General features: G+C 68.7%; 19 protein-coding genes and 1 pseudogene. 9 read left to right on the top strand and 11 right to left on the bottom strand.

Going from position 1 to position 20,327, the window contains the following annotated elements; translation table 11 throughout:
• The first annotated feature begins 10 nt into the window (after positions 1–10).
• Positions 11–1,153 (top strand): N-acetylmuramoyl-L-alanine amidase, encoded by a 1,143-nt coding sequence (locus tag ABD255_RS08605; protein ID WP_344211652.1) that lies wholly within the window; start codon positions 11–13, stop codon positions 1,151–1,153.
• On the opposite strand, the gene ABD255_RS08600 is transcribed toward ABD255_RS08605, so the two are convergent.
• Positions 1,150–3,324, bottom strand: coding sequence for an MMPL family transporter (locus ABD255_RS08600; protein ID WP_344211650.1), 2,175 nt, complete (start codon positions 3,322–3,324; stop codon positions 1,150–1,152). The two genes, ABD255_RS08605 and ABD255_RS08600, sit on opposite strands and share 4 nt — an antisense overlap.
• A gap of 88 nt (positions 3,325–3,412) precedes the next feature.
• Between ABD255_RS08600 and ABD255_RS08595 the strand changes: the two genes are divergently transcribed.
• Positions 3,413–3,739 (top strand): PadR family transcriptional regulator, encoded by a 327-nt coding sequence (locus ABD255_RS08595; RefSeq protein WP_344211648.1) that lies wholly within the window; start codon positions 3,413–3,415, stop codon positions 3,737–3,739.
• A gap of 5 nt (positions 3,740–3,744) precedes the next feature.
• On the opposite strand, the gene ABD255_RS08590 is transcribed toward ABD255_RS08595, so the two are convergent.
• The 4 genes from ABD255_RS08590 to ABD255_RS08575 all read right to left on the bottom strand — a co-directional run bounded on the left by ABD255_RS08590 (position 3,745) and on the right by ABD255_RS08575 (position 5,747).
• Positions 3,745–4,413 (bottom strand): permease prefix domain 1-containing protein, encoded by a 669-nt coding sequence (locus tag ABD255_RS08590; RefSeq protein ID WP_344211647.1) that lies wholly within the window; start codon positions 4,411–4,413, stop codon positions 3,745–3,747.
• A gap of 70 nt (positions 4,414–4,483) precedes the next feature.
• A complete protein-coding gene (locus tag ABD255_RS08585; RefSeq protein ID WP_344211645.1) occupies positions 4,484–4,873 on the bottom strand; it encodes a DUF2784 domain-containing protein in 390 nt (129 codons plus the stop codon).
• A gap of 18 nt (positions 4,874–4,891) precedes the next feature.
• Complete coding sequence (locus ABD255_RS08580) at positions 4,892–5,545, bottom strand: GNAT family N-acetyltransferase (RefSeq protein WP_344211643.1); 654 nt, start codon at positions 5,543–5,545, stop codon at positions 4,892–4,894.
• A gap of 16 nt (positions 5,546–5,561) precedes the next feature.
• Positions 5,562–5,747 carry a hypothetical protein gene (locus ABD255_RS08575; RefSeq protein WP_344211641.1) on the bottom strand — a complete coding sequence of 62 codons (186 nt, stop codon included), beginning with the start codon at positions 5,745–5,747 and terminating at the stop codon, positions 5,562–5,564.
• 231 nt (positions 5,748–5,978) lie between these two features.
• On the opposite strand from ABD255_RS08575, the gene ABD255_RS08570 reads away from it, so the two are divergent.
• The 5 genes from ABD255_RS08570 to ABD255_RS08550 all read left to right on the top strand — a co-directional run bounded on the left by ABD255_RS08570 (position 5,979) and on the right by ABD255_RS08550 (position 10,742).
• Positions 5,979–7,289 (top strand): aminotransferase-like domain-containing protein, encoded by a 1,311-nt coding sequence (locus ABD255_RS08570; RefSeq protein WP_344211639.1) that lies wholly within the window; start codon positions 5,979–5,981, stop codon positions 7,287–7,289.
• A gap of 141 nt (positions 7,290–7,430) precedes the next feature.
• Positions 7,431–8,378: a D-alanine--D-alanine ligase family protein gene (locus ABD255_RS08565; protein WP_344211637.1), complete on the top strand. Its 948-nt coding sequence runs from the start codon at positions 7,431–7,433 to the stop codon at positions 8,376–8,378.
• Positions 8,379–8,412: 34 nt separating this feature from the next.
• Positions 8,413–9,291 (top strand): SURF1 family protein, encoded by an 879-nt coding sequence (locus tag ABD255_RS08560; RefSeq protein ID WP_344211636.1) that lies wholly within the window; start codon positions 8,413–8,415, stop codon positions 9,289–9,291.
• A gap of 331 nt (positions 9,292–9,622) precedes the next feature.
• Complete coding sequence (locus ABD255_RS08555; RefSeq protein ID WP_344211635.1) at positions 9,623–9,979, top strand: DUF3817 domain-containing protein; 357 nt, start codon at positions 9,623–9,625, stop codon at positions 9,977–9,979.
• A gap of 283 nt (positions 9,980–10,262) precedes the next feature.
• Complete coding sequence (locus ABD255_RS08550; protein WP_344211633.1) at positions 10,263–10,742, top strand: P-loop nucleotide/nucleoside kinase family protein; 480 nt, start codon at positions 10,263–10,265, stop codon at positions 10,740–10,742.
• On the opposite strand, the pseudogene ABD255_RS08545 reads toward ABD255_RS08550, so the two are convergent.
• Positions 10,739–11,629: pseudogene (locus ABD255_RS08545) on the bottom strand (IS5 family transposase). The gene ABD255_RS08550 and the pseudogene ABD255_RS08545 overlap by 4 nt on opposite strands.
• Before the next feature lie 532 nt (positions 11,630–12,161).
• On the opposite strand from ABD255_RS08545, the gene ABD255_RS08540 reads away from it, so the two are divergent.
• Positions 12,162–12,935 carry a class I SAM-dependent methyltransferase gene (locus ABD255_RS08540; protein WP_344211631.1) on the top strand — a complete coding sequence of 258 codons (774 nt, stop codon included), beginning with the start codon at positions 12,162–12,164 and terminating at the stop codon, positions 12,933–12,935.
• Positions 12,936–13,865: 930 nt separating this feature from the next.
• On the top strand, positions 13,866–14,156 hold the full coding sequence (locus ABD255_RS08535) for a hypothetical protein (protein ID WP_344211629.1): 291 nt from the start codon (positions 13,866–13,868) through the stop codon (positions 14,154–14,156).
• 16 nt (positions 14,157–14,172) lie between these two features.
• Here the strand turns inward: ABD255_RS08535 and ABD255_RS43650 are convergent, their stop codons facing one another.
• The 5 genes from ABD255_RS43650 to ABD255_RS08515 form a co-directional block, all read right to left on the bottom strand.
• Positions 14,173–14,520: a hypothetical protein gene (locus ABD255_RS43650; RefSeq protein ID WP_425554399.1), complete on the bottom strand. Its 348-nt coding sequence runs from the start codon at positions 14,518–14,520 to the stop codon at positions 14,173–14,175.
• A 41-nt stretch (positions 14,521–14,561) separates the two neighbouring features.
• Positions 14,562–15,512, bottom strand: coding sequence for a ParB/RepB/Spo0J family partition protein (locus tag ABD255_RS08530; protein ID WP_344211626.1), 951 nt, complete (start codon positions 15,510–15,512; stop codon positions 14,562–14,564).
• Between the two features lie 1,856 nt (positions 15,513–17,368).
• Positions 17,369–18,307, bottom strand: a complete 939-nt coding sequence (locus tag ABD255_RS08525; protein WP_344211624.1) for a ParA family protein — start codon at positions 18,305–18,307, stop codon at positions 17,369–17,371.
• A gap of 665 nt (positions 18,308–18,972) precedes the next feature.
• Positions 18,973–19,623, bottom strand: a complete 651-nt coding sequence (gene rsmG, locus ABD255_RS08520) for a 16S rRNA (guanine(527)-N(7))-methyltransferase RsmG (RefSeq protein WP_344211622.1) — start codon at positions 19,621–19,623, stop codon at positions 18,973–18,975.
• 52 nt (positions 19,624–19,675) lie between these two features.
• The gene (locus tag ABD255_RS08515) at positions 19,676–20,191 is read right to left on the bottom strand and encodes a Jag family protein (protein ID WP_344212330.1); all 516 of its coding nucleotides are present in this window, start codon (positions 20,189–20,191) and stop codon (positions 19,676–19,678) included.
• Positions 20,192–20,327 lie beyond the last annotated feature (136 nt).

The raw sequence follows: 20,327 nt of genomic DNA, 5'->3' as shown, positions 1-20,327 counted from the left end.
AGGAGCATTGATGGCTAGCCCGACGTCTTCTGGCCCCCACGGCCTGTATCGAGTCGGCGACAGCGGTGAGGCCGTTGCCGAGATCATCGGGAAGCTGCAGCGGTTAGGCCTGCTGCAGCCGGGCGATCACTACGTCTACGACGAAGCGACCGCCCATGCCGTGCGGGGGTTCCAGCAGCAACGCGGGCTGATGATCGACGGCATCGTGGGCCCGCAGACGTACCGGGCTCTCGACGACGCCCGTTGGCGGCTGGGCGACCGGCTGCTGACGTACGTCGTGTCGCACCCGCTCACCGGGGACGACGTGCAGGCCCTGCAGGCCAAGCTGCAGGAACTCGGTTTCGCCGTGGCGCGGGTGGACGGCATCTTCGCCGCCGACACCCAGCGCGCGGTGACCGAGTTCCAGCGCAACATGGGCCTGCCTGCCGACGGCACCTGCGGCCCCTCCACCTTCAAGGCGCTGCAGCGGATCCGCCCGATGGCCACCGGCGGCCGGCCGGACGCGCTGCGCGCCTCGGAGGCCGTTCGCGCCGCCGGGCCGCGGCTGTCGGGGAAGACCGTGGTGATCGATCCGGGTCACGGCGGCTTCGACTACGGCTGGGAGGGGTTCGGCCTGCGCGAGTCCGATGTGGCCTACGATCTGGCCTCGCGGATCGAGGGCCGCCTGGGCGCGACCGGAGTACGGGCTTATCTGTCCCGGGGGCGCGACCAGGGGCCGGATGAGTTGGCCCGGGCCGCGTTCGCCAACGAGACGGACGCGAACCTGTGCGTCTCCCTGCACACCGACGGGTCGATGAACCCGGACGCGCAGGGCGTCGCGACGTACTACTACGGAACGGATCTGCACGGCGCGTCCTCCAGCGTGGGTGAGCAGTTCGCCGGGCTGGTGCAGCGCGAGATCGTCGCGCGCACGGACCTGTTGAACTGCCGCACCCACCAGAAGACCTGGGACCTGCTGCGCCGGACGAAGATGCCCGCCGTACGGCTCGAGATCGGCTACGTGACGAACCCGCACGACGCGTCCCGGCTGGCCGACCCGGCCTTCCGCGACGTGATCGCCGAGGCGATCGTGGTCGCGATCCAGCGCGTCTACCTGCCGCCGGAGCAGGACGCCGCGACCGGCATGCTCCGCTTCGGCCAACTGACCGTCTAGTCGACCGGGTCGTCGCGTTCCAGCGCGACGGCCGGCAGCAGCCGGTCGAGCCAGCGGGGCAACCACCAGGCGCTGTCGCCCATCAGTCGCAGGATCGCCGGCACCATCACGCAGCGGATCAGCACGGCATCCAGCAGTACTGCGACCGCCAGGCCGAGGCCGAACTGCTTCAGCATCCGATCCGGGCTGAGCAGGAAGGCACCGAAGACCACGATCATGATGGCGGCGGCTGCCGTGATGACGCTGCCGGTGTTCGCCAGTCCCTCCCGGACGGCTTCTCTCGCATCGCCGGTCCGCCGCCACTCCTCGTGGATCCGGGAGATCAGGAACACCTCGTAGTCCATCGACAGCCCGAACACGATCGCGAAGATCATCACCGGCACGAACGCCTCGATCGGGCCTTGCTGGGCGCCGAACCAGCCCTGCTGGAAGACCAGCGTGATGACGCCGAGCGAGGCCCCGATGCTGAAGAGGTTGAGCACGGCCGCCTTCAGCGGGATCAGCACCGAGCGGAACACCGCCATCAGCAGCAGGGCGGAGAGACCGACCACGACCAGGACGAAGATCGGCAGCCGGTTGCTGACCGCTCCGGCGAAGTCGTCGGCCGCGGCGGTGGACCCGCCGACCAGGTAGGTCGCATTGGTCTTCGCGGACAACTGCGGCAGGGTGTCGTCCCGCAGCCGCTGGACCAGGTCGCTGGTCGCCGCATCCTGCGGAGCCGACGTGGGGAACGCCATCACGGTCGCGACCTTGCCGTCGGCCAGCAACTGCGGCGGTGTGACCGCCGCGATGCCCGGATCCGCGGCCAGCGTGCGGTTCAGCGCCTCGGCGGCGGCCTCATCGCCTTGTGAGACGACGATCAGCGGACCGTTGAAGCCGGGCCCGAATCCCTGTGCCAGCAGGTCGTAGGCCTTGCGGCTGGTCTTGGCCGGATCGTCCGTCCCGGAGTCCGCGAAGCCGAGACGGAGATCGAGGGCGGGAAGGCAGAGTGCGACGAGCGCCACCGTCCCGAGTACGAGCGGAACCCACGGGCCGCGCTGCACCCGCGCCGCCAGCTTCCGCCAGCCGTCGCCCGGGTGTCGGCGCGACTTGGCGGCGTGCTTGCGAACGCTGCGCTCGATCCTCTTGCCGAACAGGGTGAGCAGCGCCGGCAGCAGAGTGATGGCGGCCAGCATCGTCATCAGCACGGTCACCGTGACGCCGAGGGCGAGACCCTGCAGCGAGCCGAGTCCGAGTGCCAGCAGACCGAGCAGAGCGATCACCACAGTGCAGCCGGCGAAGAGAACCGACCTGCCTGCGGTGTCCAGGGCGATCCGGCCCGCCCTGGGCCGATCTGCTCCCTTGAGGAGTTCGCTGCGGTAGCGCGAGAAGATCAGCAGTGCGTAGTCGATCCCGACGCCGAGCCCGACCAGCATCATCACGGGGGCGGTGTAGTCGGGGATCGTGAACAGGTGCGAGGCCAGGACCAACAGTCCGAGCGTGCTGCCGACCGCGAAGACCGCCGTCAGCAAAGGAAGACTGGCCGCCAGCAGCGAGCCGAACAGGAACACCAGGATCACCAACGCCGCCAGGATGCCCGCGCCTTCGGCGGCCCCGCCCTCGCTCTCCGCGGCGGTGCGGACCAGATCGCCACCGAGCTCGACCTGGAGGCCATCCGTCGCGCTCTCCTGCGCCTTGTGGATGATCGCGCGGACGTCTTCGACCGGCATGTCCGCTGCCGCCACGTCGAGATTCACGGTCGCGTACGCCGTATCGCCGTCCGTCGACACGGAGCCTTGCGCGGTGAACGGGTCCGCCACTGCTGCGACGTGCGGTAGTTTCCCGACCTCGCCGAGCATCTGGCTGATCCTGGTCCGCGTCTCCGGCCGGCCGAGTCCGTCCTCGTCGTGCAGGACGATCTGGATCGACTCGGTGGATCCCTGCGGCTGGTGCTCGCGGAACACGTCGATCACCCGCTGCGAGTCCGTCCCCGGCAGCGAGTTGTCATTCTTGTAGGCGTCGCCGATCACTGTGGAGCCCACCGTCACCGCGACGAGCGCGAGCAACCAGAGGAAGACCGCGATCCCCGCGTTGCGCATCGCCCACCCGGAGACCCGGTGCAGCAGCCCACCGCGCCCTTGATCGCCTCGCGGACCGTCTCCTGGCCGCCGTACCGACGTGTCGACCGTCATTGCGGTCCCTCCCTGCTTCATCTGGCTACATGTAGCGTTTCTACATGTTGGCTATCGACGGTAACAGGTGTATGGGTAGACTGCCTACATGAAGGCAGACGCGCTGCGGGGACACCTGGACCCGATGATCCTGGCGGTGGTCGAGGCAGCACCCCTGCACGGCTACGCGATCATGGAAGCGCTGCTGGAGCGCAGCGGCGGCGAACTGGATCTGCCCACCGGCACGCTCTATCCGGCCCTGCGCAGGCTCGAGCGAGCCGGCTATCTGGCCAGTGAATGGAGCACGGTCGGCGGCCGCAAACGCCGTACGTACCAACTCACGTCAGCGGGCCACAAGATGCTCGCCACCGGCAAGACCGAATGGCAGACCTTCCGCGCCGTGGTCGAAGGCGTACTACGCCCCGACACCCCCTGAGCTGATCAGGCCAGCCGGAGGCAGCGGTGCGCCGAGCGGCTCACCAGCAACAGCGGCGCGACCACGAACACGGCCACCGCGAGCAGACCCTGCGGACCGGAGCCGTCCGCGACCCGGCTGGCCGACGCGAGCACGATCGCGGTACCGCTCACCAGCGCACAACTGAGCAACGCGAACCGCGCCGTCGACCTGGTCGCCCGCTCCCGGACGGCGGGACACCGAAGACCGATGCTGGAGGCAACCAGCGCGAGCACCGAGCCGATCATCGACAGCGTTCCCACCAGCATCACCAGATCGTTGAGGAAGGCAACAAAAGAGTCCGGGGACGGCGGATGCTGGTTCCAGCTCCAGAGGCCTTCCTTCCAGACGATCGGCTGCGCGAGCATCACCGAGACCAGCAGCACCGCGGTACGCCGTCCCTGCGCGATCCCGAGCTCGGCCCGGTACCCCGGGACCACGTCCGCCAGGTCGCCGAAATCCGCGACCGCGCGTTCCGCCGCCTCGGCCGCGCTCATCCCTTGCGCCTCGAACGCCTCGGTGGCGTCCACCAGGCTGTCCCGGGCCTCCGCCAGCAGGTCCGCCTTCCGCCGGCGCGGGCCGTACAGGGCTCGGCTCAACCCCGCGAGGTACACCTCGACCGGGTCCTGGGTGGCGACGCTTCCAGAGCTGGGCACGGCTACCAGTATGGGGAAGAACCCCGCCGAACCACGTCCGGGGGACCACTGAACGATCCCTGGTTGTCCGTCAGGGACTCGTGGTGGCGGGTCGCTTGGCCTTGGCCCTGGACCGGCGCCGCAGTACGAAGAAGCCGATGTAGGAGATCACCAGCAGGGCGAAGCCGACCTTCTCCGCCGTCGGGGTGCCACCCTCGGGCCAGATCGTGCCGTCCAGGTAGTGGTTGATGTAGCCGGTGGAGTACGGCTCCTCGCCGCCTTTGCGGAGGAAGTACTTCTCCACTCCGCTCAGCGGGCAGTCGAAGTCGAGGAGCACGATGGTGATGCTCCACACGCCCACGGCGAGATGAGCCCAGATCACCTTGGGCCAGCGCCAGGCCAGGAAACCGCCGCCCACGAAGAAGAGCAGGAACGCGGCGTGCAGCACCATCACGACATCGGCGAGGAAGCGATACAGCACGCCGGCCACCTTTCGTCGTCAGAGCGGTTTGCGGGTGAGCGCGTCCCTGACCGTGACCGGAGCGGGCGGCGCGGGCTCGGGACGGATCGCGCCCATCAGTCGCTCCACCGCCGCCTCCATCTCACTTCGCCACGTCACCGCCGACCGGAGGTCGAGCCGCAGCCGCGGATGGCGCGGATGGTCCCGCACCACCGCGAACCCGACCGCCTGCAGGAAGTCGGTCGGCCAGACGCACCCCGGACCGTCCCAGCGTGAGTCACCGAAGGCCTCCACGGCCCGGAAACCACGCTTGAGGACGTCCTTGGCGACAGCCTGGACCAGGATCTTGCCCAGTCCCAGGCCCAGGTAACGCGGCTGGATCCGGCCGATCGCCAGTACGACGGCGTCCGGGCTGACCGGAGCGGTCGGAAACGCCTGGATCCTCGGCAGGTACGCGGCCGGCGCGTAGAGGGCGTAACCAGCCGCCTCGTCGTCGACGTACAGGACGACGCCGGCGGTACCCCAGTCGAGCAGCAACTGGGAGAGCCAGGCCTCCTTCTCCAGCCCGATGTCCCCGGTCCGAGCGGCACGCCTCGCGGCGACCGGGTCGAGCTCCCAGAAGACACAGGAACGGCATGGCGCCGGCAGCTCGTCGAGATTGGCGAGCGTGAGCGGTTCCAGCCGTCGCGCCATCAGGGCATCCGCTGGGTCACCGAGCGGAAGCCGGTGCGGGTGCCGGCTTGCGCGCGTCGGGGGTCTCGGCCGCCTCGGGGGCGACGTACCGCTGCTGCACCTTGGCCGCGGGCTGCCGCCGGAACAGCTCACCGGCGAACCCGGCCAGTACGCCGAGCAGTAGCCCGCCGAACGTCCATCCGAACGCCTTGCCCACGCTCATGCCGTCCCCTGCCTTCCGCAGCACTCCGAGTCGTGCCGGGGCGGCGGCCCGTCACGGGCCGTCTCAGCTGCCAGTCGGCAGCATGGTCGAACCTGCCCCTATAAGGCATGGTAGTGAGAGGTGACGCCGATCGGCAGTCCGGGCTCGCGAACACGCTCGGCTACTTCGGCGTAGCCTTGATGTCTTGCCCGTCAAGGCATGCCCCTCGTCCTCCGTCCAAGGAGCCGCTCCGTGAGTGCTGACCTGCCCGACGTCCGGCAGACCCGTCTCGACAACTACGTCGACCGGTACGCAGCACGGACCAAGGGCATGACCGCATCGGAGATCCGGGCCCTGTTCTCGGTGGCCAGCCGCCCCGAGGTGGTGTCGCTCGCGGGCGGCATGCCGAACATCGCCGGGCTGCCGCTCGACGTGGTCGGCGGCGCGGTCCGGGACCTGGTGGTCGAGAACGGCTCCGTCGCGATGCAGTACGGCTCCGGCCAGGGTGATCCGGTCCTCCGGGAGCAGATCTGCGACGTGATGCGGCTGGAGGGCATCGACGCGCATCCCGACGACGTCGTGGTGACGGTGGGTAGCCAGCAGGCGGTGGATCTGGTCACCCGGGTGTTCTGCGATCCCGGCGATGTGGTGATCTGCGAGGCCCCGTCGTACGTCGGTGCGCTGGGCGTTTTCCGCGCGTACCAGTGTGAGGTCGTTCACGTCGCGATGGACAACGACGGCGTCCAGCCCGAGGCGCTGGAGCAGGCGATCGCCGCGGTCCGGGCGGCCGGCAAGAAGATCAAGTTCTTCTACACGATCCCGAACTTCCACAATCCCGCCGGTGTCTCGCTCTCGGCCGAGCGTCGGCGCAAGGTGCTGGAGATCTGCCAGCGGGCGGACCTGCTGGTGCTCGAGGACAACCCGTACGGCCTGCTCGGCTTCGAGGGCGACCCGTACCGGGCGCTGCGCGCCGATGATCGCGAAGGCGTGATCTACCTCGGCTCGTTCTCGAAGACGTTCGCCCCGGGATTCCGGGTCGGCTGGGCGGTCGCGCCGCACGCAGTACGGGAGAAGTTGGTGCTGGCGCAGGAGTCGGCCACGCTGTGTCCGCCGGTGTTCAGCCAACTGGCGGTCTCGTCGTACCTGAGTCGGCACGACTGGCTCGGCCAGGTGAAACAGTTCCAGGAGATGTACCGCGAGCGCCGCGACGCGATGCTCGCGGCGCTCTCCGAAAAGATGCCTGCAGCAACGACCTGGACCCGGCCTGGTGGCGGTTTCTACGTCTGGCTGACGCTGCCGGAAGGTCTGGACGCCAAGGCGATGCTGCCCCGGGCGGTCACCGCGCGGGTCGCATACGTCCCCGGAACCGCCTTCTTCTCCGACGGTTTCGGCTCCCAGTGCATGCGGTTGTCCTACTGTCATCCGACCCCGGCGCGGATCACCGAAGGCGTCGCCAGGCTCGCCGCCGTGATCAACGAGGAGCTCGAGCTCCGAGAGACCTTCGGCCCGCTGAAACCGGGGGCCGGCCGCGACTACGACGCTCCGGGTCCGGAGCTGAGCTAGGGCGCTCCACCCGGGGCGCCTCGGTGCCGGGCCGGTTCTGCTGGGCTCACGCTCGGGCGGACCGGCACTAGCGGTACCTTTCAAATGGGCCTCGGGACCGGCGCCCCGCCGGAGTCGCCCACGAGTGATCGGGAATGTTCTATGAGTGATCTGGGTCGAGTGCTGGTACTGGCCGGCGGACTGTCGCACGAACGGGACGTCTCGCTGCGCTCCGGCCGCCGCGTCGCCGACGCCCTGCGCAGCGTCGGGGTGGAGGTCGAGCAACGCGATGTCGACGCCAGCCTGGTCGAGCGCTTGCGCAACGATCCACCCGACGCGGTCTTCCCGGTGCTGCACGGCGTCACCGGCGAGGACGGCGCCCTCCGCCAGGTCCTCGACCTGTACGGCGTGCCGTACGTCGGCGCCGATGCGGCCGCTTGCCGGACCGCCTTCGACAAGCCGGTCGCCGCGACCATGGTCAGCTCTGCGGGACTGCGCACGCCGGCTTCCGTAGTACTGGGGCATGACACGTTCCGCGAGCTCGGTGCGGCCGCGTTGATGGAGTCCGTGATCGGTCAGATCGGTCTGCCGCTGGTGGTGAAGCCGGCTCGGGGTGGCTCGGCGCTGGGTGCGTCGATCGTACGCTCCGCTGACGAGCTGCCTTCGGCGATGGTGAATTGCTACGCGTACGGGCCGGTGGCGCTGATCGAGCGGTATGTCGATGGGACTGAGGTTGCCGTCACGGTTGTGGATACCGGTGATGGGCCGCGTGCGTTGCCGGCGGTGGAGATCCAGCCTGACTCGGGGTTCTACGACTACGAAGCCCGCTACACGGCGGGGGCCACGCAGTTCGTAGTACCGGCTCGGTTGGAGAGTTCAGTGGCTGCGACCTGTGCCGAGGCTGCGGTCACGGCGCACAAGGCTTTGGGGCTGCGCGATCTGTCTCGCTCGGACCTGGTGGTCGACGCTGACGGCGTGCCGTGGTTCCTCGAGGTGAACGTTGCTCCTGGCATGACCGAGACTTCGCTGGTCCCGCTCGCCGCTGAGGCTGCCGGGATCGAGCTTGGCGTTCTCTGCCGCGATCTGCTGGCCGCGGCCGCTGCGCGTTGAGGTCCTGATGCCCGTCGCGCCACCCACTGAGCCCGTGACCACCGACCCCGCAGCCGCCGCCCCTCCGGTGCGACCGCTCTGGCGGACGATCCTCACTCCGCGCTGGTCGGGGCTCTTGGTGCTGGCGCTGGCGATCGCTGCGGTGATGAGTGTGCTCGGTGTCTGGCAATTGGACGTCTACCAGTCGAAGACAGCCGCAGCGACCGCCAAGCGGGCGCAGGGTGAGCCTGTCACTCTGCAGTCGCTGTTCTCGATCGACAACGGCCTCCCCTCGAAGGCAGTAGGCCGCAAGATCACCGCTTCCGGCACCTGGGGACCTGCCGCGGACCAACTCTTCATCTCCGACCGCCGCCAGGGCGACCGCGACGGCTTCTGGGTTGTCACCCCGCTGATCCTCGACTCCAGCGGAGCAGCCGACGGTTCGACCGGCGCGGTGATGATCATCCGCGGCTGGGTCCCAACAGTCGAAGACCCCGCGTCGAAGGCCCCAACCGGCCACGTAGACCTAAGCGGCGCGGTAATCGCCTCCGAAGCCCAAGACGCCTCCGGTGACGCCGCCAAGGGTCGGGTCCTCCAGTCCCTCCGGATCCCCACCATCGTCCACCTGGTCGACTACCGCATCTACGACGCCTTCGTGATCTTGTCCTCCATCGACAAGTCCACCCCCGCTCCTGGCTCCGCCACCCCCGGGCAACCTTCCCAGCCCGCCTCCACCACAGCCGACCCAGCTCCCGCCCTGGTTCAGCCCCCAAGCCCACCCACCGACCACGCCGGCCTCCGCAACGTCGCCTACGCCTTCCAATGGTGGATCTTCGCCGCCTTCACCCTCTGGATGTGGGGCCGAATGGTCCTAGACGCCCACCGAGACAAGGCAACCCCCCAGCCCGCCGCCCTCGCGGACCAAGCCGACTAGCCCTCCACCCCCGTTGGCCCGAGCGACTACCCCCTGCTGACGCGAGCGACCTGTCTTCACCCCCGCGGACCCGAGCGACTTGTCTTCACCCCCGCCGACCCGGCGACCTGTCTTCCACCTCCGTGGACCAAGCGTCCAGCCCTCCCACCCCGCCGGGCCCAAGCGGCCCCCCGTGGCTGTCCGACGTCGCTTCATTTCGCACTTGTCCTCCGCCCCCGTGCAGCCAAGCACCCAGCCCTCCACCCCAGCGGACCCAAGCACCCAGGCCTCCGCCACCGGAACCAAGCGACCAGCCCTCCGACCCCCTGAAGCCAAGCGGTACCGTTTCAGCGTGACCTCCCCCGCTGACCCCGCCGCTTCCGCCAGCACCACCTCGCCACTCACCCCGGCGATCCAGGGCGCGCTCACCCGCTACCGCGTGATCGCCTACATCGTCGGCGTCATGCTCCTTCTCCTGCTCTTCCTAGCCATGCCCCTGAAGTACTTCGCGGACAACCCAGCGGTGATGAACGTAATCGGCCCCCTCCACGGCTTCCTCTACGTCATCTACCTCCTAGGCGCCTTCGACCTCTCCCGCCGAGTCCACTGGTCCCTCGCCCGCCTAGTCCTGATAGCCCTAGCCGGCACCATCCCCTTCCTCTCCTTCTACGCCGAACGCAAAGTCACCAAAGACCTAACCCACCCATAGCCCCACCCCGCCCCGCCCCCGGACCCCGACCCCACGGCGACCTAGGTCTTCACGACCACCCTCGGCCCTCAGCCCTCGGCCCTCAGCCGCTCGGTCCCCGGTCCCACGCGGCCCCTCGCCCTGACTGCCACATCGATCGCGGCCAGGCAATCTCATACGTTTCGCGGCGCAGCTCGGCTTCACAGCTACTAGGGCGTGTGGATCAAGTCAGATCTGATCCAGGTCAGCGATGAGCGGACCGTTGCAAGTCTCAGCGTCGGTGGCGGGGCGTAATCTCGGCCCGGTGGCAGTGAACAAGACAGGACGACCTCGCGTCGTGATGATGTGCGGGCCAGGTGGTGCCGGCAAGACCACCTACGCCAAGGGCTTGGAGCGCGAGGGCTGGATGCGTTTGTCGTTCGAGGTGGAGTTCTGGGATCGCGGAATGACGACGATGCCTTCCGCCGAAGTGGTCGCCGAGGTGGCTGCAGATCTGAAGGCGCGCTTGCTGCGCCATGTCGCGGCGGGGAACGATGTCGTGCTCGACTTCGGATTCTGGTTCCGGCGACAACGCGATGAGTTCCGCGCACTGCTCGCACCGCAGGGCATCGTGCCGGAGACTGTTTACGTCGCGACGAGTCTTGAGACCATCCTGAGCCGGGTCGGCGAACGACACGGCAGGCGACCGGACGATTGGCCGCTCACCGAGCAGACGGCGACGGAGTACTTCGAGCGGTTCGAGCCGCCGACGCCCGAGGAGGGACCGCTCGAGGTGGTCCGCTAGGCCGTGTGAATCACGTCGGTCTTGATCCAGATCAGCGTGGCGGCGAGGGTGATCGCGGCGCGGTAGGCGCGGGCGGTCTTGTCTGAGCGCATCGCAATGCCTCGCCATTGCTTGAGCTTGTTGAAGCACCGCTCGACGACGTTGCGGCCTTTGTAGCGCTCCTTCTGCTCGTCGCCGAACTCGATCGGTCTGCCCGGCTTCTTCCGGCGGTGCCCGATCTGGTCATCGCGTTCGGGGATCGTCGCGGCGATCTTTCGCTCCCGCAGCCAAGCCCGGTTCTTCTTCGACGGGTAGCCCTTGTCCGCGATCACACGATCGGGACGCTGACGCGGTCGGCCGACCGGTCGCGGCACCCGTATCTGATCGAGCGTGGCGGCCACATCGTCGTGTCGTTGGTGTTCCCGCTGGTGATCACCCAGCTCAACGGGCGCCCGCGGCCGTCGCAGACGAGATGGACCTTGCTCGTCAACCCGCCCCGCGAGCGGCCGATTCCGTGATCAAGCGGCTCTTCTCGCAGATTCTTGTGATTCGACAGAGCCCCCTGTGTCGCGGGCGAGGGTCGCACCGTGCTGATGCACGCGCGCGATGGTCGAGTCGATCGACACCAACCAGTCGAGCTTCCCGGCCGCGTCGGACTGCTTCTGCACCTCGGCGAGAAGCTTCTCCCAGGTGCCGTCCTCAGCCCAGCGCGCGAAGCGCTTATAGATGGAGTTCCACCTCCCGAACCGCTCTGGCACGTCCCGCCAGGTCGCGCCTGTGCGGTACTTCCAGGCCATGCCTTCGACCGCGAGACGATGATCCGTCCACGGTCGCGAACGCCCCACCGGCACCGGCATCAACGGCTCCAGAACAGCCCACACCTCATCTGAGATCTCCTGACGCGTCACACCATCGAGACTCGCCGACCACGAGCCCAGACCTCTTGATCAACACGCCCTAGGACCTGCACCGCCCGCTGAGCGCACTCGCCACCCACCCGCGCGCCTCCACGCACCCGGTCCCGCACGCACCGGCGCCCGCCCGCAGCCCGGTCACCCTCCGGCCGTGCCCGTCCGTCTGCCGTCGGCCCCGCCTGCTGAGCGCACCCGCCGCCCGCCCGCACAACTCAGCGCCCCCTGCAGGGGTCACCCCCCACCCCGACCCGCCCCGACGCGGCGCCGCTGAGGCCCACGGGCGACCCGGTCCGCCGCTGTAGCCGGCCCGCGCCCTCCGCGCCCTCCGCGCTCTCCGCCGCGCCCTCGCCTCAACGCAGGCAGCGCTCACCCACCCGCCGGCGGCGCCCCGCGGCCTCCGGCCGCCGCACCTGTTGTGAACCGCCGCGCGAACACCTACGCCCCAGCGACGGCACCTCCCTACCCCGCCCACCCAGCCACCAAAATTGCCTCGCCACCCCACCGAAGCTGATCTAGCTTGCTCCGCATGACCACCCCGCTGCAGAGCATCACCGAGGCCAACCGCGCCAGCTGGAACCAAATCGCCCCCGCCCGGCACGGCCAACCCGCCGATTTCTTCAAATCCGGTGGCCTCGTCCTAGAAGACTTCGAGCAAGAACTAGCCGGCGACGTACGAGGCAAGCGCATCCTCCAACTCGCCTGCTCCTGCGGCGACGAAGTCCTCTCCTGGGCGAACCTCGGCGCCACCGCAACCGGCATCGACATCTCCGAAGTGGCCATCCAGTTAGCCCAGCAAAAGGCCACCGCAGCAGGCATCGACGCCGACTTCCGCCAAGCCGACATGTATGACCTACCGCCCGACCTCACCAACCTCGACCTCATCTACCTCAGTTGGGGCGCAATCTGCTGGGCACCAGACCTCAACCTCCTGGCCCAATCCCTCACCACCTGCCTAAGCTCCGGCGGCTCCATCCTCATCGCCGACCACCACCCCATCTGGGAAGTCCTGGCAGTCCGCAACGAGAACCACCTAACCGTCACCGCCGACTACTTCGGCCGCACCATCCCCCGCCCCCACATCGACGACGCCAAACTCCCCGTAGGCGCCCGGGGCACCGACGACCCACCACCCTTCACCGCCTTCATCTGGCCAACCAGCGACGTAGTCATGGCACTCCTCACCGCAGGCCTCCGCCTAGACACCTTCACCGAATCCCCCGCTCCCGACCTCTACCCCACCCTCGGCCCCACCGCCTCCCACCTCCCCGCCTACTACGTCATCAAGGCCACCAAACCCTGACTCACCCCACGATGTTTCACATGAAACATCGCACCGCACATCGCCAAATCCCTTTGTCGACAAATTCCGCAGATGGGTTGATGCAGTCGCGACGAGCGGCCGACGCACTGGCAACTGACAAGTGGCGACGCGTATAAGAGCTCCCAAACCCTGTACTGGCATACGAGCCGGCGCGCACCTTTCCCGCAAGACCTGCGGCACCACACGCCCAGAACCGGCAATCGCTCTGGCGCCGGAGCCACCGACGCTCCACAGCGAAGTCCGCTAGGCGTCGGGCCGGCGAGCAGCCGGGCGGGACTGCTGGACCGGACTGCTGGACCGCCGACGGCCGCCTGCCGCCTGCCGCCTGCAAGTAGATCGACCGACCGCAGGCGGCCAAGCCGACTACCGCCAGCTTGAAGCAGACAGACGCGGCCGCGTCGGCTGCCGCCGGCTGCGGGCAGCCATAGGCGGCCGTGCGGATGCCCGCTTCGTACAGGTCGAGGCGCCTCCCGTATGTCGCCAGCTTCGGGCCGATGCGTCTGATGCAGGCGAGTAGCTGCAGGCCGCCCCGGCCAGGACCGCCGCAGCAAGTGGCTCGGAGGCAGCGATAATCGTCGACCCACAGATGCGTCTAGCCCGAAGCACCAGAACTCGTCGAGCACTGGCTGGCTCCGCGAGCTTCGTGCACGCGGCTGCCCAGCCCTCGGCCTGGATGCGTCGAACGGTCGACCGGCACTGACGTTCCCACGTCGATCACACGCCTTCTCCTCCGCCGAGTTGGCCTCTAGCTGGAAGGGCGCGCGGACCCGGGGGCAGACAGCACAGGACGGAGCGGCCAGGTCCGGCCTGAGACCGCGCCAACTGCTCTGACTGCGCCTCAACTGCGGCCTTGGCCACTCGGTGCAGCCAACCGGATGCGTCGCACTGTCGGCTCTGCCCCTCACCGAGGTGGCCGATCTGCAGCTTCACCAGGCCTCGGCCGAGCCGGTCGCGGCCGGCGGAGAGGTAAGGAGGAACGGCGCGTACGGCTTGTGGGTGTACGGCTTGGACTCGATCGAGCGGACGGTGAAGGAGGAGTTCCGCAGCGCCGCGGCCAGCGCGGCCGTCCTGCAGCGGTTCGGTCTGGAGATCGACCGCGTCGTTCTGCGGTCTCGTCAACGGAACGGCAGGAGCGAGTTTGGCTGGGGCGGCTGGGCCTCATCCGCTCTTGGGCTCGTCGGTGCAGTTGGAGCCACCTAGCCTCTGCTCTGTCGCCTCACCGAGCTAGCTGACCTGTGGCCTCACCTGGCAGGACTGTCGCCTCACCTGGCAGGTCGGTGGCTCCACCGGGCAGGCCGGGAGTGGCGGGCCTTGATCGGGTCAGGTCAAGCCGACTGCACGCCTCGACCGCGGGTTGGGCTCGTCGGTTTCGGAGGTGCTGTGCAAGTTGCTCGGTCACCTCGCCCGTGAGTCCCTGGCTGTAGTGGTCACCGCAGAGGTCGTCGTCGTCCGTGCCGCCGAACACGGTGTCGTCACCGTCCTGGCCCCAGATCCCGTCGTCACCGGCTTCGCCGTACAGGGTGTCGTTGCCGAAGGCCCCGGCGCGTCGACCGCGAAAGCGGATGGGGGTTTGCCGGGCAGGTCGAGCAGCTCGCCGTGCGCGCGTCAGGCTGGGGGCTTGTTGGGGTCCATTAGGCCGACGATTCGTTCTAGATCGTCGATGGAGGCGAACTCGACGGTGATCTTGCCCTTGGTTTTGCCGAGGTCGACCTTTACTCGGGTTTCGAAGCGGTCGGAGAGGCGGTCTGCCAGGTCGACCAGGCGTGGGGCGACTGGCTTGTTGCGGCGGCGGGCGGGGGTGGGGTCGTCGGCGGACATGTCGCCCATCGCGACGATCTCCTCGACTGTGCGGACGGAGAGTCCTTCGGCGACGATGCGCTGCGCAAGGCGCTCGATTGCGTCGCCGCTCGGGAGACCTAGGAGGGCGCGGGCATGTCCTGCGGAGAGGACTCCAGCGGCAACCCGGCGCTGGACTGAGGCAGGGAGCTTCAGGAGGCGCAACGTGTTGGAGATCTGCGGACGGGAGCGACCGATGCGCGTGGCGAGGACTTCCTGGGTGCAGCCGAAATCGTCGAGCATCTGCTGGTAGGCGGCCGCTTCTTCCAGTGGATTCAGCTGGCTTCGGTGGAGGTTCTCCAGGAGGGCGTCGCGGAGCATGACGTCGTCGGAGGTCTCGCGGACGATCGCCGGGATGGTGGTTAGCCCGGCCAACTGGGTGGCGCGCCAGCGGCGTTCGCCCATCACCAGTTCGAAGTCGTCCTCGCTGAGCCGGCGGACCACGATCGGCTGCAGCAGGCCGATCTCCTTCACTGAATGGACCAGCTCCTCCATCGCGTCCTCGTCGAAGACGCTGCGGGGCTGCTTGGGGTTGGGGCTGATCTTCTCGACGTCGATCTCGGCGAACTCGGCGCCGGGCACAGTCGCCAGTTCAGGCTCGGCCTTGGCGGGCGGCGCACCCGGAATGGAGTTGGACTTGCTTCCCAGTGTGTTGCTGGTGCCGGGAGCAGGCGTGCTGGGAATCAGCGCACCGAGTCCGCGTCCGAGTCGGGTGTTCATCCGCCGCTCCCTCGAGTTCGACTACCTGGTTCGTTCGACTTCTAGTTCTACCGTCTGGTGCCGCCGACACAGCGCATTCCGGGCAACTGCGCAACCGTAGCCTGTCCCCCGCGAATCTCGGAGATCCGGTCCCCTTCCGCCGAAGTAGCCCGGCCCGTCTCCGAGATCCACGCATCAATTCGCTCGGTCCGTTTCACGTGAAACGCCCACGCTTCGAGCAGCCGTTTCACGTGAAACACGCGTCTCCGTGTCATGAGTCTCCTTCGGGAGTTCGACAGTGGGACTGCCGTCCGGGCCGATGTCACAGGGATCTGCGCGATCCGAGGTCCCCGCCAGACACAAGCCGGGAGACGGCAGCAGCCGGCAAGGAGCGGGTCCAACAGACAGGGTGCGGACTACACGCCCGCCGTGGGGTGGCCGAACTGCCGCTGACTGGTGGGAGAGGACAGCTTCCTCTGGACCGCGCCGAGCTGCCGTCCTCGGGTGACGAGCCACCGTCCGACGGCGCCGCCGACGACAAAGTTGCTGGCGATCACCGTTTGCGGCTCACGCCAGAGTCGCCGGGATCGCCGGGGTCGCCGACGTGTTGGGGCCGGTTGAGCCACCAGGGGTAGGCGGGCCGAAGCGGCGTTGGTGAACTGCCCGCGCGTGGGCATAGGCGGGGAGAGGCGCAGGTGGAGTACCTGCGCAAGCGGAGCGCTGTGTCGGCGGCGCAGTGGGTTGGTGGGTTGGCGGTTGGCCCAGGCCGCCTGAGGCGGTGGAGTGGCCCGGCGGTGGAGTGGCTGGTGCGGCCGGATGGTGGGGTCGTGGGACGGCCGGTGGGCGGGTGGCTGGCGGATGGATGACCGGGGCGGCGGGTGCTAATCGCCGGTCGCAGGTCCCACGTTGCCGGGGGTGGCGGAGTGGCTGAGGTGGCGGAGTGGCCGGGGTGGCAGGGGGTGGCGGAGTGGGGCCGGGTGGCCGGGGTGGCGGGGTGCTCGCGGCCGCAGCCGGGGTCCCAGGACGCCGGGGGTCGCGGGATGCCGGGGGTCGCAGAATGCCAGGGGGTAGCGGGATGCCAGGGGGTAGCGGAACGCCGGGTCGCGGGGTGGGCGCCGGGGCGTCCGGATGAGGGGGGCATAGGCGCTGTGTGGGGAGCGCAGAGGTGTGGGGTGGCGGAGTTGTCGGTGGTCGCGGAGGGCTCCCCCGACGCTGGGGTTCCGCGTTTCATGTGAAACCGCGATGTTCTGGTTGCGGGTATTGGCGATCCCGCAGGTCGTATCCGCCGCGCTGTCGGGCAATCGCCGGCAATCGGCCTCGTGGTTGCTTTGGCCGCGGACATCCGCGTGGCAGTCGGTTGGGGCCGGGGCGGCCAGCCACCGGCGCTGCGCTGGGTGAGTACGACGCCGTGTTGTCGCGGGCGTCGATGCTGGTTGAGAACTGTGCTTGGGATCATCGCTGACCGCGGGCGCGATAGCGGGCCGGGACAGCAGCCTCAGGTAGGCAACTGCGGACGTCGTCACTGGGACCGTGCTTGCTGGGCCGTTCAAGGCCGTGGGTCGGGGCTGTCGTCGTTATGGAACTGGGCTGCCGGGGCCGGTGGCGTGGCGGTTGGTGGTGTTGGGGCGCAGGTGCTGGGCGGCGTGGGTGTGCTGGCGTTGCGGGCGGCTGAGGGCGGGCCAGCGGTGGAGCGGGTGGCTGAGGGCGGGGCCAGAGTGGAGCGGGTAGGGGCGGTGGACGGGTGGGCGGGCGGCAGGCGCGGGAGGCGGGCGGCGGGCGTGGGAGGCCGGCGGCCGGCGGCGGGCGCGGGAGGCGGGGAGCCAAAACGAAACGGCTCGCCGGTTGGGGCGGCGAGCCGTGGGGTGGTGCGGTGGGGGTTAGGAGGCGGTGTTGCGCATGGCTATTTCTCGGGAGGCTTCTAGGTAGGAGAGGGCGCCGGCGGAGGCTGGGTCGTAGGCGAGGACTGTTTGGCCGTGGCTGGGGGCCTCGGAGATTCGGACTGAGCGGGGGACGGCGGTGCGGAGGACCGCGTCCTGGAAGTGGCCTCGGACTTCGGCTGCCACCTCGCCGGCGAGCTTGGTGCGGGCGTCGTACATGGTGAGCAGGATGGTGGAGACATCGAGGGTCGGGTTCAGGTGGGACTTGACCATGTCGATGTGGCGAAGGAGTTGGGAGAGGCCCTCCAGCGCGTAGTACTCGCTTTGGATTGGGACTAGGACTTCCCGGGCGGCGGTGAGGGCGTTCACCGTTAGGAGGCCTAGGGACGGCGGGCAGTCGATGAAGACGTAGTCGTACTTTTCGCCGGCGGCCTCGGTCTCGGCCAGGTGGGTGTCGAGTGCCTTCTTCAGGCGGCTCTCGCGGGCGACGATGCTGACGAGTTCGATCTCGGCGCCGGCGAGGTCGATCGTGGCGGGGACTACGACGATGTCGGGGTGCTCGGCGCAGGGGGCCAGCAGTTTGCTCAGCGGCTCTCCCTCGATGATCGCCTCGTAGATGCCGGGGGTGCCTTCGGTGTGCTCGATGCCCAGCGCCGTCGACGCGTTGCCCTGAGGGTCGAGGTCGATCACCAGGATGCGGGCGCCGTACAGGGCCAGGCCTGCGGCGACGTTGACGGTCGTGGTGGTCTTGCCGACGCCGCCCTTTTGGTTGGCGACCACGAAGACCCGGGTCTCTGCGGGCAGCGGGAACTCGCGGCCCATCGTGCGTCCTTCATTCACCAGCAGGGTCCGTTCGGTGGCGGCGGCGATCGGAGTTTCGAGAAGTCGTCGTTGAAGCTCGTCCGACGTGGCCCGCGCGGCGATCTGTGCGGCAGTCATGGCGCCCATTCCGATAGGTGCGGTACTTGGCCCGAAGAGGATGTCGGTGGGGGTCGGGGCAGGTTTGCCCCCAGGTTCATCCACAGGCCTCTGTGGATGAATTCCCGCGTGAGGAGGTGTGTCCAGGGGATAGTCATCCACAGGCCGGGGTGATTCGGGGAACTCTTCGTCGTCCGGCTGCGGGGTGGTCGTTTCGGGTGAAACGGGCTCTTGGGTTTCACGTGAAACGAGGTTCTGAGGGGAGGCGATTGGGTCGTCTCCGAGGCCGATCGACGCTGCCGCGCGGAGGGGTGACTGAGCTCGTTCGAGCGTTGAAGTGCCGGCGCTCACCGAACCGTCGGAAGTCGACAAGCCGACAGCTGTGGAGGAGGCGGTCAGGTCTGCGGCTTGCGTCTCGGACGCAGGTCCGTGGACGGCGGACGGCTCTGTGGCATAGGGCCGCGCCTCAGGCCTAGACGGTTCAGATGCCGAGGGCTGGACCGCGGGCGCAGGTGGCTCTGTGGCGGCGGTGGGGATGGGGTTTTCTGAGGGACTGGAGGTGACGGCAACCGGGGTGGGCACCTGGGGGGTGGCGGGCGGGTCTGCCGGCCAGCCGATTGCTTGTGATGGCCGGGGTTGACCGGTGCTTTTCTCTGGCCATCCGAGGGCACGACTCACGAACCCGCTCACCTCCCGCGTCTTCTGTGCTGGGATCCCCGCGCAGCACGTCCGGCCACAATACTCACGACTGTCGTCGGCTGGGCCAGTTCATCCACGCCGAGTTGATGAACATGCCATTCATCGGCGCCGAGAGCTTCCAGATCACCTTCGGAGGCAGCGAGTTCCTCCTCCGCGGAGGCGCCCTTCATCGCCAGCATCAGGCCGCCTTCGGCACAGAGCGGCAAGCACCAGCCGGCCAGTTTGCCGAGAGGCGCGACGGCCCGGGAAGCGACTACGTCGTACAGCACGGTTCCGCCACGGGCGGGCGTCAAGTCCTCGGCCCGGGCGCGTACGACCTCCGCGTTGGTACAGCCCAACAGGTCCACGGCTTCCTGCAGGAAGGTGGTGCGCCGGAGCAACGGCTCGACGAGCGACACCTGGAGATCAGGGCGGACAAGGGCGAGCACGATCCCGGGCAGTCCGGCGCCGGTGCCGATGTCGGCAACGGTGGCTTCCTCGGGGATCAGGCGCTCGAGCACAGCACAGTTCAGCAGGTGCCGGTCCCAGAGCCGCGGCACCTCGCGCGGGCCGATCAGGCCGCGCAGAGTTCCTTCGGTCGCCAGCAAGTCGGCGTACGCCGCCAGCCGGTCCGCCGCTCGTGGATAGAGCTTCTCCACGAGCGGCGGTGTTTCACGTGAAACGTCATCGGTCACGAGCAGAACACGGCGATCACGCGGGCTGGACGACGACCCGGCGACGCGGCTCCTCGCCCTCGGACTCGCTGGTCAGGCCAGCGGCCGCGACGACGTCGTGCACGACCTTCCGCTCGAACGGGGTCATCGGGCCGAGCTTCACCGCGGCACCGGAAGCCTTCACTTCCTCTACCGCCTTGAGGCCGACCTGCTCCAGTTCGGCCTTCCGGTTGGCCCGGTAGTTCGACACGTCGAGCATCAACCGGGACCGCTCGCCGGTCTCCCGGTAGACGGCCAGCCGGGTCAGTTCCTGCAGCGCCTCGAGCACCTTGCCGTTCTCGCCGACGAGGTCGGTCAGGTCGGCGCCCACGATCGACACCGCGGCCCGGTCGCCGTCGATGTCCATGTCGATGTCGCCGTCCAGGTCGGCGATGTCGAGCAGTTCCTCCAGGTAGTCGGCCGCGATGTCGCTCTCGGCCTCCAGCGCCTTCAGGCGGTCGCCCGCCTGGTCCGTCGACGGAGCGGACTTCTCCGCTGCCTCGGTGTTCTGCATGCCGTCGCTCACGGCCACTCCTTCACGGTTCGAGATCCGCCCCACGGGGACCCAGTGGTACACAGCAGAGAAAACAGGGGTGCCGGCCTCGGCCGGACTCGATCATCCAGCGTCAGGAACGGCCGGACGAGCCACC

Origin of the sequence: Kribbella sancticallisti (assembly GCF_039530625.1) — a bacterium.
GTDB lineage: Bacteria > Actinomycetota > Actinomycetes > Propionibacteriales > Kribbellaceae > Kribbella > Kribbella sancticallisti.
Note: the sequence above shows the minus strand (reverse complement) of the source record. Positions and strands in the feature narration are given on the sequence as shown.

Excerpts from the sequence above, each read along its gene's own strand:
- ABD255_RS08565 (WP_344211637.1), top strand. The coding sequence starts at position 7,431 with ATGAGTGATCTGGGTCGAGTGCTGGTACTGGCCGGCGGACTGTCGCAC.
- ABD255_RS08530 (WP_344211626.1), bottom strand. The coding sequence starts at position 15,512 with ATGAACACCCGACTCGGACGCGGACTCGGTGCGCTGATTCCCAGCACG.
- ABD255_RS08600 (WP_344211650.1), bottom strand. The coding sequence starts at position 3,324 with ATGACGGTCGACACGTCGGTACGGCGGCCAGGAGACGGTCCGCGAGGC.
- ABD255_RS08595 (WP_344211648.1), top strand. The coding sequence starts at position 3,413 with ATGAAGGCAGACGCGCTGCGGGGACACCTGGACCCGATGATCCTGGCG.
- ABD255_RS08605 (WP_344211652.1), top strand. The coding sequence starts at position 11 with ATGGCTAGCCCGACGTCTTCTGGCCCCCACGGCCTGTATCGAGTCGGC.
- ABD255_RS08575 (WP_344211641.1), bottom strand. The coding sequence starts at position 5,747 with ATGAGCGTGGGCAAGGCGTTCGGATGGACGTTCGGCGGGCTACTGCTC.
- ABD255_RS08515 (WP_344212330.1), bottom strand. The coding sequence starts at position 20,191 with ATGCAGAACACCGAGGCAGCGGAGAAGTCCGCTCCGTCGACGGACCAG.
- ABD255_RS08525 (WP_344211624.1), bottom strand. The coding sequence starts at position 18,307 with ATGACTGCCGCACAGATCGCCGCGCGGGCCACGTCGGACGAGCTTCAA.
- ABD255_RS08580 (WP_344211643.1), bottom strand. The coding sequence starts at position 5,545 with ATGGCGCGACGGCTGGAACCGCTCACGCTCGCCAATCTCGACGAGCTG.
- ABD255_RS08540 (WP_344211631.1), top strand. The coding sequence starts at position 12,162 with ATGACCACCCCGCTGCAGAGCATCACCGAGGCCAACCGCGCCAGCTGG.